Raw genomic sequence first — 14698 nt, 5'->3', positions numbered from 1 at the left:
GCCGGATAAGGTGCGCAAGAACTGCACCTCATCCCGCAACGGAATCGTAAATTACACCGTCTCCAGCCGGGCGTAAGCTGCCACCAGCCATTTAATTCCCTGGCCCTGGAATGCCACCTGCAAACGGCTATGCTCGCCGCTGCCTTCCATATTGACGATAGTGCCTTCACCAAACTTGGCGTGGCGCACGCGCTGGCCGAGTTTGTAGCCGCTGTCATTCTCGACCATTGGCGTACCCATCCGCTGATGGCTGACCGGGCGGCTTACCGTGGCGCGCAGGCGCACCTCTTCCACACACTCTTCCGGCAGCTCGCCAATAAAGCGCGACGGGCGATGGTAAACCTCTTTGCCATACAGACGGCGAGTTTCCGCGTAGGTCAGCGTCAGTTTCTGCATCGCGCGGGTTACGCCAACGTAGGCCAGACGGCGTTCTTCTTCCAGACGCCCGCCTTCATCCAGCGACATTTGGCTTGGGAACATGCCCTCTTCCATACCAACGATAAACACCTGCGGAAACTCCAGACCTTTCGCCGAGTGTAGCGTCATCAACTGCACCGCATCCTGCCAGGTATCCGCCTGCCCTTCACCTGCTTCCAGTGCCGCATGGGAGAGGAACGCCTGCAGCGGCATTAAATCTTCGTCTTCTTCGTTGTAGCTGAACTGGCGCGTTGCCGTAACCAGTTCCTCTAAGTTTTCGATACGCGTCTGGCCTTTTTCGCCCTTCTCCTGCTCGTACATGGTGCGCAGGCCGGAGTCTTTAATTACCCGGTCAGTCTGTACATGTAGAGGCATATCGGCAGTTTCCTGTGCTAAGGCGTCGATTAATTCCATAAACCGTTGCAAGGCGCTGGCTGCACGTCCGGCGAGGGCTTTTTCCTGCAACAGTTCACGGCACGCCTGCCAGAGTGTTAACTGGCGATCGCGCGATGTCTGACGTACCACGTCCAGCGTCCGGTCACCAATACCCCGTGTTGGTGTATTCACCACACGCTCAAAGGCCGCGTCGTCGTTGCGGTTGGCAATCAGGCGCAGATACGAGAGCGCATCTTTGATTTCCTGACGTTCGAAGAAGCGCATCCCGCCGTAAATACGGTACGGCATACTCGCCTGCAACAGTGCTTCTTCCAGCACACGAGACTGGGCGTTGCTGCGGTAGAGAATGGCGCACTCGGCAAGTGCCCCGCCGTTGTCCTGCCAGGTTTTGATGCGGTTAACCACAAAACGCGCTTCGTCGAGTTCGTTAAAAGCGCAATAGAGGGAAATCGGCTCGCCGTCCGCGCCATCGGTCCACAGTTTTTTACCCAGACGCCCGTTGTTGTTTTCAATCAGGGCGTTAGCGGCGCTCAGAATATTGCTGGTAGAGCGGTAGTTCTGCTCCAGACGGATAGTTTCAGCACCGGGGAAATCATTGAGGAAACGCTGAATGTTCTCGACCTGCGCCCCGCGCCAGCCGTAGATTGACTGGTCGTCATCACCGACGATCATCACCTTGCCAGTGTCGCCCGCCAGCAGGCGGATCCACGCGTACTGAATGTTGTTGGTATCCTGGAATTCGTCCACCAGGATGTTGGTAAAACGTTCGCGGTAGTGTTGCAGGATATGCGGCTTGTTAAGCCACAGTTCGTGGGCGCGCAGCAGCAGCTCGGCGAAGTCCACCAGGCCCGCGCGGTCACACGCTTCCTGATACGCCTGATACACCTTCTGCCAGGTCTGCTCCACCGGGTTACCATAGCTCTGAATGTGATGCGGGCGCAGCCCTTCATCTTTCTGGCTGTTGATGTACCACATTGCCTGGCGCGGTGGCCACTGCTTCTCGTCGAGGTTCATCGCCTTGATCAGACGCTTAAGCAGGCGCAGCTGGTCTTCACTATCGAGGATCTGGAAATCCTGCGGCAGGTTGGCGTCCATGTGGTGCGCACGCAGCAGGCGGTGCGCCAGCCCGTGGAAGGTGCCGACCCACATGCCGCCCTGGCTGGTGCCCATCAGTTGCCCGATACGATGACGCATCTCCGCCGCCGCTTTGTTGGTAAACGTCACCGCCATAATCGAGTATGGCGAGCAGTTTTCCACGCTCATCAGCCAGGCGATACGATGCACCAGTACGCGCGTCTTACCACTGCCCGCGCCCGCCAGCACCAGAAGGTTGCTGCGTGGCGCGGCCACCGCTTCGCGCTGTTTGTCATTAAGGCTATCGAGCAGGTAAGAAACGTCCATTGGCACCGCCGCGTAAAAATAGGTTGGGCGGAGAAGCGCAACGCCCTCCGCCAAAAAGCTGGGTATATATACAGATTTGCTGATTATATCAGCGAGGTCAGAGATGCCAACCGGGAAATTTCCAGATGCGGGAGTAAACGGCTGTCCCAGGTTTGCATCAGATCGCCATTTTCCGGTCTGATCCAACAGGCCTGCATTCCGCTGCGAATTGCCCCGCCCACGTCAGTGGTGAGATCGTCCCCGACATGTAAGATCTCGCCGATCGGCACGTTGAGTTTTTCCGCCGCCAGGAAGTACATATCGCTGAACGGTTTTGAGCGCCCGTGTGGGCCAGCACGCAGCACAAACTCAAAGTAGTCGCCCAGGCCAAACAGCTCCGGCTGGGCGTTACCGTTGGTGATCGCCACCAGCGGCCATTTCTTCGCCAGCTGTTTTAAGGTGTCGTGGGTTTGCTGCGGAACATCGATCCGGCTACGCCATTTGGCAAAGTTGATCATTGCCGCGTGTGCGCCGGCACTGGCTTCTTCCGCACTCAGCCCAGCGTCGAGCATCGCTTGTTCAATCGAACGAAAACGCCAGCGCGTTACGTCGTGATAAATCTCGGGTTCCGCTTCCCGTACCGTCTGACGCAGACGTTGCAGATCTTCATTCTGGAAGCTGCGCAGCGCCGGATGATAATTTTGCACAAAGATAAGAGCTTCTTGCTCGGTACGTTGGATCACCGGACGGTTATCATAAAGGGTATCATCCAGGTCAAAGGTGAGCGCCGAGATGCGCCCCAAAGGCCGGTAAAAACGCATTATTTCCCCCGTTTGGCGCGTGGATGCGCCGCATCGTACACCGAGGCAAGGTGTTGAAAATCAAGATGAGTATAGATTTGCGTGGTGGAGAGGTTGGCATGACCCAGCAGCTCCTGCACACCACGAAGATCACCGCTCGACTCCAGCATATGCGTAGCGAACGAGTGACGTAATTTATGCGGGTGAACGTGATTATTCAGCCCTTGTTTTATGCCCCATTCGGCAAAGCGTTTCTGTACATTACGCGCGGAGATACGCTTGCCCAGTTTCGACAGGAAAAGCGCGTCGTCTTCGCTGCCAAACAGATCGCGCAAATCAAGCCAGTGCTCAATCCACGCCACAGCGTTGCGACCAATTGGCAGGCGGCGCTCTTTACTGCCTTTCCCCATCACCCACACTTCGCCGGACTCCAGGTCGAGGTGTTTGATATCCAGCCCCACCAGTTCGGAAAGACGCAGACCCGCGCCGTACATCACTTCCAGCATTGCCCGATCGCGTACGGCGAGGGGATCGTTGATATCAATATCCAGCAGCCGATTCATATCATCGACGTCGATATTTTTTGGCAGGTGACGCGGCGCTTTCGGTGCCGAAACACCTTTTGCCGGGTTGGCTTTGAGTTCGTTCTGGCTGACCAGCCAGTCAAAAAAGCTACGTAGCGCAGAGAGGCGTAATGCGAGGCTTGCCGCGCCCAGCCCTTTACGGCGACTGCGTACAGCAAAATTGCGCACCATCGTCACATCGCATTGCTGCCAACTTTGCAGGCCATTTTCGCTGGCAAAATTGATGATCGCCTCAAGCTGGCGCTGGTAGTTAAGCAGAGTTATTGGGCTAAGCTGACGCTCCACGCTCAGATAACGTAGATAGCGTTCTACATCGGTATGTAAATTGGTCATACGCGTTCAATCCAACGCTCCAGAAGCTCCGGCATCATCAGCGCAATTTCATCAAGTAACTGCGTTCCCTGTCCTTGTTGATAGTGATTGGCATCGCGGCTGGTGAACAGCACTACGCCTAAATCAGCATCGCTTCCCAGCATCGACATCGCCACCGATCCCACCGCTTTCGCTTCCGGTAGCACCACCAGCAACTCCGGCCCGTTAAGCGGCCCCAGATAATGCTGCTCCTGCCCCAGCCGCTGAATACGCAGTGGTTCAAAAGCCTGACGGCTTAATGCCAGATGAGTATGGTTCGACGGCGCACCTAAGCGCCAACGATCCGGAAACAGGCGCACACTCGCGCCCGCCAGCCCTAAATCACGCGCCCAGCGGTGAAAACGCATCAGCATATCGTCGAGACTGCTGGCGGCGGTGAGACTACGCTGCAAGTAGAGTAAGCGATAAAACAGGCCTTCGTTGGCGATAGCCTGTTCCATCAACAGCGACATGTTCTCTTCCAGAACATGAATATGGTTACGCGCGCGAGCCAGATGCCACTCGACCAGCGAAACAGTACCACGTACCGGATGCGGCACACGTATCGCCTCTACTGCGTGCGCATTGCGGATAAAAAACTCAGGATTTTTAATCAGATAATCGACAACCGCCCGGTCATCAAGCTCCGTGAGTGTTTCCTGTAGTTCTTCCCCTGGTTGCTTCATAGATGAATAAATCCGTCGTAAACATGTACTGCCGGACCCGTCATATATAACGGATGACCCGGACCTTTCCAGGCGATATCAAGACGACCACCAGGGAGTTCCACACGTACTTCTTCGGCCAGCAAACCTTGCTGAATCCCTACCGCCACCGCCGCACACGCGCCGCTGCCGCAGGCCTGGGTTTCTCCTGCCCCACGCTCATAAACGCGTAAACGAATATGCTCGCGCTTAACCACTTGCATAAAACCGATATTGGCGCGCTCCGGAAAACGTTCGTGGCTTTCCAGAACAGGCCCCAGTGTTTCTACCGCCGCGGTATCGACATCATCGACCTGAATCACGCAGTGCGGATTTCCCATCGACACCACGCCACATAAGATTGTCTGCTCGGCGGCGCGCATAATATAGGTCTTTTCCGCTTTGTTAGCGCGAAACGGCACAGCGGAAGGTTCGAAGTTGGGCTCGCCCATATTTACGCGGACCAGATCATCATCGGTGACGGTCAGAACCATCCGCCCGTTGGCGGTGCTGACGCGGATATCGCGCTTATTGGTCAGCCCTTTCAGGCGCACAAAACGGGCAAAGCAGCGCGCGCCGTTGCCGCACTGCGCCACTTCACTGCCATCAGCATTAAAAATGCGATAGTGAAAATCCAGTTCAGGATCGTAAGGCGGCTCAACCACCAGCAACTGGTCAAACCCTACCCCCAGGTGCCGATCCGCCAGGCGACGAATCAACTCCGGTGAAAAAAAGACATTCTGCGTTACCGCGTCGACGACCATAAAATCGTTGCCAAGGCCATGCATTTTCGAGAACTGCATCATTTACTCCAATCACGCGGGTACAGAAACTGACTTTTAGTAATTCACCTGGGATGGGCCATCGCCTGTGGCGCGGTCGTTTTTATCCGGCAACGTGGATTGCGTTTGTGTCTCTACCGGTTTGGTCGGCGGCGGTGCGTTTTTATCTGCAGGCGGGAAATAGAGCGGACCTTTCAGACCGCAGCCCGTCAGGCTGAAGAGAGTAAGTAATACAGTGAGTGCCTTAAACACGTTTTTCATTATGGATTGCCTGTAAAGTTCATCGCTTTCTGCTTTCTATCATCGCAGGAGAAGGCGTAAAAGCAAGCATTTAGCGACTCTTTATGAAGTCTGAAAAGTGAGGATTTGCTGCGAGTATAACGCTTACACGTGGGGATTTATGTTTTGCTGGTAGTTTCGTGATCGGCACCTCGCGCCAGGATGGCTTTATGCACTATCGCAATGTGGTTTGTTTGTTGTCTTTTTTTAGTTCCGTCAGCGTAGGGATGCTCGCTCGGTGAACCTGATCATAATGTTTACCAGAAACAGGGAAAGGCGTGGTGTACCTGCGCCCTAATGAAGAGACAAATCTTTCGCTATACAGAGACATTATTATTCCGGTGACGGATGAATCATGCCGGAACGCAGCAGCAGAGGTGCAACCTTTGAAGCCCTGACCCCATGCCGCTATACTGCCGCCATCACTTAAAAACAGGATACAACAATGAACGACAGTGAATTTCATCGCCTGGCTGACCAACTGTGGCTAACCATTGAAGAGCACCTGGACGACTGGGATGGCGACAGCGATATCGACTGCGAAATCAACGGTGGCGTGCTGACCATTACCTTTGAGAACGGCAGCAAAATCATTATCAACCGCCAGGAACCGCTGCACCAGGTATGGCTGGCAACCAAACAGGGCGGCTACCATTTTGATCTGAAAGGCGACGAGTGGATTTGCGACCGTAGCGGTGAAACCTTCTGGGATTTGCTGGAACAGGCGGCAACGCAGCAGGCGGGTGAAACAGTCAGTTTCCGCTAAAATTGCATGCCGGATAAGCCTCGCTTTCCGGCTCGCTCATCACGAAAAATACTGCTGTAACAGCGGCGTATCGTTGTCCTGATTGGCAGGTGGCATGTTGCCAATAGATTTTGTGCGGAACGGAATCACCTGTTCGCGACCATCGACCTTCACAATCTGATAGAACTGCGGCAGATTGAAGTTAATGAAGCTAGAGCCGTAGGTAAAACGGTCGTGCGATGACGAGTAGAAGCGGCTGACGTCACGCACCAGCTCCTCTTTGCTACCTTCGCAGTGGTGATACACCTCAACTCGGTTGCTTTCGTCGAGAATGTAGATATTAAAGCCATTCTCGTCTTGCGTTTCTTCGAAGAAGAACTGGATGATCCCTTCGCTGGCAAAGCCGTCCACCACCGCCGGTAATTTGACGTGATTGGTTTCAACCTGCACTGACAGGCCGTGCAGTTTGTTATGCGAAATAGCGCCATAAAACTCGATGGCGTTCTCCAGTTTCTGTACCGATACATTCAGGCGTTCGAAGAACAAACCCCAGGTTTGACCAGAAACACGCAGTGCCTTGAAGCGCCCAGTTTCCTGGCGGGTGCTGGAAAGACGCAGTTCAATACACTCAGAAACCAGTTGCTGCACGCGGGTGCGAATTAAACCGCGCAGATGCTGGCTGTAGCAGAAGACTTCCACGCTATCGGGCGGTGCGGCGTCCTGATGCATTTTGCCGAGAATGGTTTTCAGGGCTTCAATCATCGACTGCTCACCGTTGAAGTGCAGCGTACGCACTTCGTTCCACGAGTTGCGGTACAGCAAGTCAACACTACCCACCAGGCATTTTTGCTCTTCACCAAAGCTGAAAACATCCAGCTTACGAAAATCGAAATGTACTACCTGGTTACGGAATGCCGTCGTCGGGTCATATTCCAGATTAACAATTATTGCCAGATGGCGAATCTCACATGGACTGTAGAGCGCTTTTGGCGTCGGTGCGGGCAGACGCAATGGGAAGTGGTGCGACACATCGGCCACCATCTCTTGCAACTTCGGCAGATCAACAATGCCATTGCCCTTAATGTACAAGCGTGTACGTGAAGTCAACAGGCCGTTAAACCACGCCCAGGCCACTAGCTTATTCAGGTAACGGTTATATTCCAGCGGCTGATGGCTGATGATCGACTCAATATTTGGCGCACGGTTATACAGATACCAACCTGAACGGTTAGCACGGCCCGGCGGTACATAAATAAAGGTCAGATTCGGTTCCGAGAGATCAGGTGAAATCTGCGGGTTTACCAGCGTCACTTTACCCGGTAATGCTTCAAACGCGGCGTACAGTTTACGCGTCAGCACGCCGATATCCTGCGGGCTGGCGGAGACGCTAAGGTTATTGCGGCGCGCAAAGCGGATCAGATTACGGTAGCTCTGCATCATTGCGTCGAGCAGCTCGTTGTGCGCCTCACGCACCTGATCTATCTTCCAGTTAGCACGGTTATCGAGCATTGCCAGACGAGCATCGTCCCATTCCCACTCTTTCACCAACTGGCTTAACACTTCACGACGCCAGCCTACGCAGGCGCGTTCACGGCTGAGTTTTTCGCACACTTTTAAATAGAAGCAGCGGCGTACTAAATCCAGACGGGTGAAATCTTCAATCGCCGTCAGGTATTCAGTAACACGCTCCAGCATCATGCAGTACGGATCGAGGCCAAACGACACAATCTCGCCGTCGTGCAAACGCTGTTTGATATCTTTCGCCAGCAGGCGTGGATTCGGATATTCCCAGGAATAGGCTTCCAGCAGCAGTGTCTTCAGCACCGCTTTGTACGGGGAATCGATACTTTTGTAGAGTTGCCAAAGGCTGGCACCAAAGTACTCTTCAGCGGAAAGCGAGCTTAAGCCGCCGAGATCCAGCCATTCATTTGGCGTCAGCACGCCCTGCGCGTAAAGCGTCATCACGTAGTCATCGTAATGCTCTTCTTCGTCGCAAGGCACCATATTCCACAGAATACGCTTACCGGCGAGACGCACGGCGGTACGGTAAAATTCATCAAGAAGCAGTATATGCTGGGTGGAGCCGCAATCTTCGCCCCCCAGACTGCCACTCTCGTTGTGACGGAAACGGTTTTCATCAATCAGGAAGAAGCTAACTTCCACCCCGAGCGAGGCGGCCCAGCTTTCCAGCAGGCTACATTTACGTTGTAGTAACTGGCGCTCTTCGCTATCGAGCCAGGATTGATGACAGACCCAGATATCCAGGTCAGAGGAACAACTTTGCCCTACCGACGAAGTACTGCCCATGGTGTATACACCAGTAATCGGAAGCTCGCCTTTCGGCGGGTCCTGTACTGACATTCCACGATACAGTTCAAGTTCGTTCAGGTAGTGGCGTTGGGTTTCATCAGGCGTGTAAAGGCAAATGCCTTTGGGAACGTTACCATCAAGGTAACCCGGCATTAGCGGATGGTGATAGTGCAACAATGTCGGCAGCAGACTGTAAACCTGTTGGAATGCAGGCCCCATGGCAGCAAGCGCGCGATCCACGCGCAATTGATTTATGGCATCCAGTCTCTGTTTCAGAGTCTCAATATAGAGGTACAAGACGTATCGCCTGATTTGCTACCCGTCATGTCTGTGATTCCGGCAACATCAACGGAAACACGCGGCATTCGGGATATTTCGTATGTCAAAGGTAACTGTTACCACTTTCCGCGCCTGGTTTTTTTAGTTTCACGACGAAAAAATGGTCTAAAACGTGATCAATTTAACACCTTGCTGATTGACCGTAAAGAAAGATGCGCTACATACAAGTGTAGCACCGTTTATTCTCTGTAAATTCCTTATTACGACGGCTTGAAGCGCCTGTCAGGATTCAATTTACGTTTTGCATTAACGTCAACGTTTCACCACAACACTGACATCGCTCCAGCAAGGATGTTAGGATGGACCACGGATGATAATGACGGTAACAAGCATGTTAGACAATGTTTTAAGAATTGCCACACGCCAAAGCCCACTTGCACTCTGGCAGGCACACTATGTCAAAGACAAGTTGATGGCGAGCCATCCGGGATTAGTCGTTGAACTAGTACCGATGGTGACGCGCGGCGATGTAATTCTTGATACGCCGCTGGCGAAAGTAGGCGGAAAAGGCTTATTTGTTAAAGAGCTGGAAGTCGCGCTTCTGGAAAACCGCGCCGATATCGCCGTACATTCGATGAAAGATGTGCCGGTTGAATTCCCGCAAGGTCTGGGGCTGGTCACCATTTGCGAACGCGAGGATCCGCGTGATGCCTTTGTGTCCAATAATTATGACAATCTGGATGCGTTACCGGCTGGCAGTATCGTCGGGACTTCCAGCTTACGTCGCCAGTGCCAACTGGCGGAACGCCGCCCGGACCTGATTATCCGCTCTCTGCGTGGGAACGTTGGAACACGCCTTAGCAAGCTGGATAACGGCGAATACGATGCCATTATTCTTGCCGTGGCTGGATTAAAACGTTTAGGGCTGGAGTCCCGCATTCGCGCTGCACTGCCCCCAGAAATTTCTCTTCCGGCAGTCGGACAAGGTGCCGTAGGTATTGAATGCCGCCTTGATGATACGCGTACCCGCGAGCTTCTTGCCGCGCTTAATCACCATGAAACCGCGCTACGCGTCACCGCTGAACGTGCGATGAATACCCGTCTGGAAGGGGGTTGTCAGGTGCCGATTGGCAGCTATGCCGAACTTGTTGACGGCAAAATCTGGTTGCGTGCGCTGGTCGGTGCGCCGGACGGTTCGCAGATTATTCGTGGTGAACGCCGCGGTGCGCCGCAGGATGCCGAGCAAATGGGGATTTCACTGGCGGAAGAGCTACTGAATAACGGCGCACGGGAGATTCTCGCTGAAGTCTACAACGGAGACGCGCCAGCATGAGTATCCTGGTCACCCGCCCATCTCCAGCTGGAGAAGAGTTAGTGAGCCGTCTGCGCACACTGGGGCAGGTGGCCTGGCATTTTCCGCTGATAGAGTTTTCCCCGGGTCGGCAATTACCACAACTTGCCGACCAGCTATCAGCACTTGGTAAAGGCGATCTATTGTTTGCCCTTTCGCAACACGCCGTTGCTTTTGCCCAATCACAACTGCATCAGCAAGCTCTTAAATGGCCATTACTTGCTGGTTATTTCGCCATCGGCCGCACCACTGCGCTGGCGCTGCATACCGTGAGCGGGCACCAGGTTCGTTATCCGCAGGATCGGGAAATCAGTGAAGTCTTGCTACAATTACCGGAATTACAAAGTATTGCGGGCAAACGTGCGCTGATATTACGTGGCAACGGCGGTCGTGAGCTGATTGGAGAAACTCTGACGGCACGCGGTGCTGAAGTCACTTTTTGTGAATGTTATCAACGGTGCGCTATTCATTATGACGGTGCAGAAGAGGCGATGCGTTGGCAATCCCGCGAGGTGACGACCGTCGTTGTTACCAGCGGTGAAATGTTGCATCAACTCTGGTCATTGATCCCACAATGGTATCGTGAGCACTGGTTACTACGCTGTCGGCTTTTGGTCGTCAGTGAGCGTTTGGCGAAACTCGCCCGGGAACTGGGCTGGAATGACATTAAGGTCGCCGATAACGCTGACAACGATGCGCTTTTACGGGCATTACAATAACTCTCATAACAGGAAGCCATAATGACGGAACAAGAAAAAACCTCCGCCGTGGTTGAAGATACCAGGGAGGCCGTGGACACCACGCCACAACCTGTCGTTGCAGAAAAGAAGAGTAAGAATAGTACCGCTCTGATTCTCAGTGCGGTGGCTATCGCCATTGCTCTGGCAGCAGGCGTCGGTTTGTATGGCTGGGGTAAACAACAGGCCGTCAGTCAGACTGCCACCAGCGATGCCCTGGCGAGCCAACTCACGGCACTGCAAAAAGCCCAGGAAAGCCAAAAAGCGGAGCTGGAAGGCATTATTAAGCAACAGGCTGTACAGTTAGAGCAGGCGAATCGACAGCAAGAAACGCTGGCAAAACAGCTGGATGAAGTCCAACAAAAGGTCGCTACCATCTCTGGTAGCGATGCCAAAACCTGGCTTCTGGCACAGGCGGACTTTCTGGTAAAACTTGCCGGACGTAAACTCTGGAGCGATCAGGACGTCACCACCGCAGCAGCGTTACTGAAAAGCGCTGATGCCAGCCTGGCAGATATGAATGACCCCAGCCTTATTGCTGTTCGTCGGGCAATTACCGATGATATCGCCAGCCTTTCTGCGGTATCACAGGTGGATTATGACGGTATTATCCTCAAGTTGAATCAGCTCTCTAATCAAGTGGATAACCTGCGTCTGGCCGACAATGATAGCGACGGTTCGCCAATGGATTCCGATGGTGAAGAGCTTTCCAGCTCCATCAGCGAATGGCGCGTCAATCTGCAAAAAAGCTGGCAGAGTTTTATGGACAACTTCATTACGATTCGCCGTCGTGATGATACTGCCGTACCGCTGTTAGCGCCGAATCAGGATATCTATCTGCGCGAAAATATTCGTTCCCGTCTGCTGGTCGCCGCACAAGCAGTGCCGCGTCATCAGGAAGAGACGTACCGCCAGGCGCTGGAGAACGTCTCCACCTGGGTTCGTGCTTATTACGATACTGAAGATGCCACCACCAAAGCGTTTCTCGACGAGGTGGACCAGTTAAGCCAGCAAAATATCTCGATGGATCTCCCGGAAACACTGCAAAGCCAGGCGATGCTGGAAAAACTGATGCAGACTCGCGTGCGTAACCTGCTGGCACAACCGGCAGCAGGGGCAACGGAAGCTAAACCTGCACCTGCACCTGCACCTGCACCTGCACCTGCACCTGCACCGCAAGCTGATGCCCCGGCAGCCGCGCCGCAAGGAGAATAACCATGCTAAAAGTGTTATTGCTCTTTGTGTTGCTGATTGCGGGGATCGTGGTCGGCCCGATGATTGCCGGTCATCAGGGTTACGTACTGATCCAGACCGACAACTACAATATCGAAACCAGCGTGACTGGCCTGGCGATCATTTTGATTCTGGCGATGGTCGTGCTGTTTGCCATTGAGTGGCTACTGCGGCGGATCTTCCGCACCGGCGCGCACACCCGGGGTTGGTTTGTCGGACGTAAGCGTCGCCGCGCACGTAAGCAGACTGAACAAGCGCTGCTAAAACTAGCGGAAGGCGATTATCAGCAAGTTGAAAAGCTGATGTCAAAAAATGCCGATCACGCTGAACAGCCGGTGGTGAACTACCTACTGGCTGCCGAAGCCGCACAACAACGCGGGGATGAAGCGCGCGCCAATCAGCATCTGGAACGCGCAGCGGAACTTGCGGGCAACGACACTATTCCGGTGGAAATCGCCCGCGTTCGCCTGCAACTGGCGCGTAATGAAAATCATGCGGCACGCCACGGCGTGGATAAGTTACTCGAAGTCACACCACGCCATCCGGAAGTGCTGCGTCTGGCAGAACAAGCGTATATCCGTACCGGCGCGTGGAGTTCACTGCTGGACATAATCCCGTCAATGGCGAAAGCCCACGTTGGTGATGAAGAACATCGCGCAATACTGGAACAACAGGCATGGATTGGTCTGATGAATCAGGCACGGGCCGATGACGGCAGCGAAGGTTTACGTAACTGGTGGAAAAACCAAAGCCGGAAAACGCGTCATCAGGTGGCTTTGCAGGTGGCAATGGCGGAACATCTTATTGAATGTGACGATCATGATACTGCCCAGCAAATTATCATCGACGGCCTGAAACGCCAGTATGATGATCGCCTACTGCTGCCGATCCCACGACTGAAAACCAACAATCCGGAACAGCTTGAAAAAGTGCTACGCCAGCAAATCAAAAACGTCGGCGATCGCCCGCTGTTGTGGAGCACGCTGGGTCAGTCGCTGATGAAACACGGTGAATGGCAGGAAGCATCGCTCGCCTTCCGCGCGGCACTGAAACAACGCCCGGACGCCTACGATTACGCATGGCTTGCCGACGCGCTGGACAGACTGCACAAACCGGAAGAAGCCGCATCGATGCGCCGCGACGGTTTGATGTTGACGTTGCAGAACAACCCGCCGCAGTAATTTATATCGCCTCGTTCAGAGGCGATATTTTTTTACAAGGATGTCAAAAATGCGCATGCCTTCCCGCTACCTTTTCCGCTTGCCATCGCTTGAAAGGAATCCTGTTCAGGTAAGGTTGTTACTCTGCTTTTTGATATGTGCTGCTCTGGCTGGCGTAGGCTGGCTGACTATTTCCTTCGTGCGTACGGGCAACACCTTCATCTTCTGGTTATCACTTTTTATTGTGTCTCTGATAGCCGCCGCGAAGCAGGATAAAATCAAGCTCCTCGAGAAACGCCGAATCATGGCCGATAAACGTCAGGGGCTTTCCATTTGTCAGTTTGCACGCCAGTTTAATCCTCGTACCGTAGATACATGGATCATTCGGGCTGTGTGGAATACCTTGCAAGAAAACGGCTATATCGGCTACCCACTGCCACTTAAAGCCGACGATAAACTGGACGAAGATCTGGATTTGGTAAACGATGCCGTTGAGTTAGAAGAGCTGGTCGAAGATATCGCCGCTCGCTGCGGACGCGATTTAACCGGAATAGAGAATAATCAGTTTCTTCCCATCGTCACGGTAGGCTCTCTTGTAAGGGTGCTAAATGCACAACCAATGACGCAAGAGCGACGTAGCCTGTTGTTTATTCAGCCATAAAAAAACGCCTGCTCTTATTACGGAGCAGGCGTTAAAACAGGTCTGTATGACAACAAGTGGGTGCTTCACTCAACGTTGTGTCCATGGTGTCTGATGAGGCATAAGCGACATCTGTCAGTGGACGATAAGCACCGTAAACGGCTCTGCGTCATTCCTAAGTTTATGAGGCACTAAGGCGAACATAAGAGATGGAATGAGCATCTACCCAATTATTATGCCATACAGGCCCGGGAAATAACATCCTTTAATACTTGTTATGAGAAAATTCTGCAATCCAGGTTTCTTTCATTCGCAATAATTACCTGAGCAAATATTATCCAGCACCTTACTCTCTTTAATTATAAATACTGTGAATTGTTAAAAATATTCAATAACCAATATATATATTAATTACACTCCTAATCAAAAACAGCATCAATAATCAACACTATACAATAAACCTGCCTTACATATCCCCCGCACCAGGGGTAGGATTGAAAACGCTCTCCTGATCTTTCGATTCATTCTCATGGCAAATAAATAATATATT

13 protein-coding genes and 1 pseudogene are annotated in these 14698 nt (G+C 53.1%); 7 read left to right on the top strand and 7 right to left on the bottom strand.

Annotation, left to right across the window (positions count from 1 at the left end):
- Window positions 1-51 precede the first annotated feature (51 nt).
- The 6 genes from uvrD to FEK46_RS13505 form a co-directional block, all read right to left on the bottom strand.
- Complete coding sequence (gene uvrD, locus FEK46_RS13530) at window positions 52-2214, bottom strand: DNA helicase II (protein WP_000383407.1); 2163 nt, start codon at window positions 2212-2214, stop codon at window positions 52-54.
- Between the two features lie 83 nt (window positions 2215-2297).
- Window positions 2298-3014 carry a 5-amino-6-(5-phospho-D-ribitylamino)uracil phosphatase YigB gene (yigB, locus tag FEK46_RS13525; protein WP_130209430.1) on the bottom strand — a complete coding sequence of 239 codons (717 nt, stop codon included), beginning with the start codon at window positions 3012-3014 and terminating at the stop codon, window positions 2298-2300.
- A complete protein-coding gene (gene xerC / locus FEK46_RS13520; RefSeq protein ID WP_130209428.1) occupies window positions 3014-3910 on the bottom strand; it encodes a tyrosine recombinase XerC in 897 nt (298 codons plus the stop codon). Before xerC ends, yigB begins: the two co-directional genes overlap by 1 nt.
- Window positions 3907-4614, bottom strand: coding sequence for a DUF484 domain-containing protein (locus FEK46_RS13515; protein ID WP_130209426.1), 708 nt, complete (start codon window positions 4612-4614; stop codon window positions 3907-3909). Before FEK46_RS13515 ends, xerC begins: the two co-directional genes overlap by 4 nt.
- Window positions 4611-5435, bottom strand: a complete 825-nt coding sequence (gene dapF, locus FEK46_RS13510; protein ID WP_001160654.1) for a diaminopimelate epimerase — start codon at window positions 5433-5435, stop codon at window positions 4611-4613. The genes FEK46_RS13515 and dapF overlap by 4 nt, the downstream gene beginning before the upstream one ends.
- A 36-nt stretch (window positions 5436-5471) precedes the next feature.
- Window positions 5472-5675: a lipoprotein gene (locus FEK46_RS13505; protein WP_021581201.1), complete on the bottom strand. Its 204-nt coding sequence runs from the start codon at window positions 5673-5675 to the stop codon at window positions 5472-5474.
- Window positions 5676-5833: 158 nt separating this feature from the next.
- Here FEK46_RS13505 and FEK46_RS23400 point away from each other — a divergent pair.
- Window positions 5834-6013: pseudogene (locus FEK46_RS23400) on the top strand (DKNYY family protein); the annotation flags it as partial.
- Between the two features lie 125 nt (window positions 6014-6138).
- Window positions 6139-6459: an iron donor protein CyaY gene (gene cyaY / locus FEK46_RS13500; protein WP_000999936.1), complete on the top strand. Its 321-nt coding sequence runs from the start codon at window positions 6139-6141 to the stop codon at window positions 6457-6459.
- A gap of 39 nt (window positions 6460-6498) precedes the next feature.
- Here the strand turns inward: cyaY and cyaA are convergent, their stop codons facing one another.
- On the bottom strand, window positions 6499-9045 hold the full coding sequence (cyaA, locus tag FEK46_RS13495; protein WP_131162276.1) for a class I adenylate cyclase: 2547 nt from the start codon (window positions 9043-9045) through the stop codon (window positions 6499-6501).
- A 373-nt stretch (window positions 9046-9418) separates the two neighbouring features.
- On the opposite strand from cyaA, the gene hemC reads away from it, so the two are divergent.
- The 5 genes from hemC to FEK46_RS13470 are packed head-to-tail and all read left to right on the top strand — an operon-like array spanning window position 9419 to window position 14169.
- The gene (gene hemC / locus FEK46_RS13490; protein ID WP_130209422.1) at window positions 9419-10360 is read left to right on the top strand and encodes a hydroxymethylbilane synthase; all 942 of its coding nucleotides are present in this window, start codon (window positions 9419-9421) and stop codon (window positions 10358-10360) included.
- Window positions 10357-11097: a uroporphyrinogen-III synthase gene (gene hemD, locus FEK46_RS13485; RefSeq protein ID WP_130261206.1), complete on the top strand. Its 741-nt coding sequence runs from the start codon at window positions 10357-10359 to the stop codon at window positions 11095-11097. The genes hemC and hemD overlap by 4 nt, the downstream gene beginning before the upstream one ends.
- Before the next feature lie 21 nt (window positions 11098-11118).
- Window positions 11119-12330 carry a uroporphyrinogen-III C-methyltransferase gene (gene hemX / locus FEK46_RS13480; protein WP_135559144.1) on the top strand — a complete coding sequence of 404 codons (1212 nt, stop codon included), beginning with the start codon at window positions 11119-11121 and terminating at the stop codon, window positions 12328-12330.
- Window positions 12331-12332: 2 nt separating this feature from the next.
- Window positions 12333-13529: a protoheme IX biogenesis protein HemY gene (hemY, locus tag FEK46_RS13475; protein ID WP_135490594.1), complete on the top strand. Its 1197-nt coding sequence runs from the start codon at window positions 12333-12335 to the stop codon at window positions 13527-13529.
- Between the two features lie 49 nt (window positions 13530-13578).
- On the top strand, window positions 13579-14169 hold the full coding sequence (locus FEK46_RS13470; RefSeq protein WP_135559145.1) for a hypothetical protein: 591 nt from the start codon (window positions 13579-13581) through the stop codon (window positions 14167-14169).
- The last annotated feature ends 529 nt before the right edge of the window (window positions 14170-14698 follow it).

This window comes from Escherichia sp. E4736 (genome assembly GCF_005781225.1).
Taxonomy (GTDB): domain Bacteria; phylum Pseudomonadota; class Gammaproteobacteria; order Enterobacterales; family Enterobacteriaceae; genus Escherichia.
Note: the sequence above shows the minus strand (reverse complement) of the source record. Positions and strands in the feature narration are given on the sequence as shown.

Excerpts from the sequence above, each read along its gene's own strand:
- xerC (WP_130209428.1), bottom strand. The coding sequence starts at position 3,910 with ATGACCAATTTACATACCGATGTAGAACGCTATCTACGTTATCTGAGC.
- FEK46_RS13470 (WP_135559145.1), top strand. The coding sequence starts at position 13,579 with ATGCGCATGCCTTCCCGCTACCTTTTCCGCTTGCCATCGCTTGAAAGG.
- hemC (WP_130209422.1), top strand. The coding sequence starts at position 9,419 with ATGTTAGACAATGTTTTAAGAATTGCCACACGCCAAAGCCCACTTGCA.
- hemY (WP_135490594.1), top strand. The coding sequence starts at position 12,333 with ATGCTAAAAGTGTTATTGCTCTTTGTGTTGCTGATTGCGGGGATCGTG.
- hemX (WP_135559144.1), top strand. The coding sequence starts at position 11,119 with ATGACGGAACAAGAAAAAACCTCCGCCGTGGTTGAAGATACCAGGGAG.
- FEK46_RS13515 (WP_130209426.1), bottom strand. The coding sequence starts at position 4,614 with ATGAAGCAACCAGGGGAAGAACTACAGGAAACACTCACGGAGCTTGAT.
- yigB (WP_130209430.1), bottom strand. The coding sequence starts at position 3,014 with ATGCGTTTTTACCGGCCTTTGGGGCGCATCTCGGCGCTCACCTTTGAC.
- cyaY (WP_000999936.1), top strand. The coding sequence starts at position 6,139 with ATGAACGACAGTGAATTTCATCGCCTGGCTGACCAACTGTGGCTAACC.
- uvrD (WP_000383407.1), bottom strand. The coding sequence starts at position 2,214 with ATGGACGTTTCTTACCTGCTCGATAGCCTTAATGACAAACAGCGCGAA.
- hemD (WP_130261206.1), top strand. The coding sequence starts at position 10,357 with ATGAGTATCCTGGTCACCCGCCCATCTCCAGCTGGAGAAGAGTTAGTG.
- dapF (WP_001160654.1), bottom strand. The coding sequence starts at position 5,435 with ATGCAGTTCTCGAAAATGCATGGCCTTGGCAACGATTTTATGGTCGTC.
- FEK46_RS13505 (WP_021581201.1), bottom strand. The coding sequence starts at position 5,675 with ATGAAAAACGTGTTTAAGGCACTCACTGTATTACTTACTCTCTTCAGC.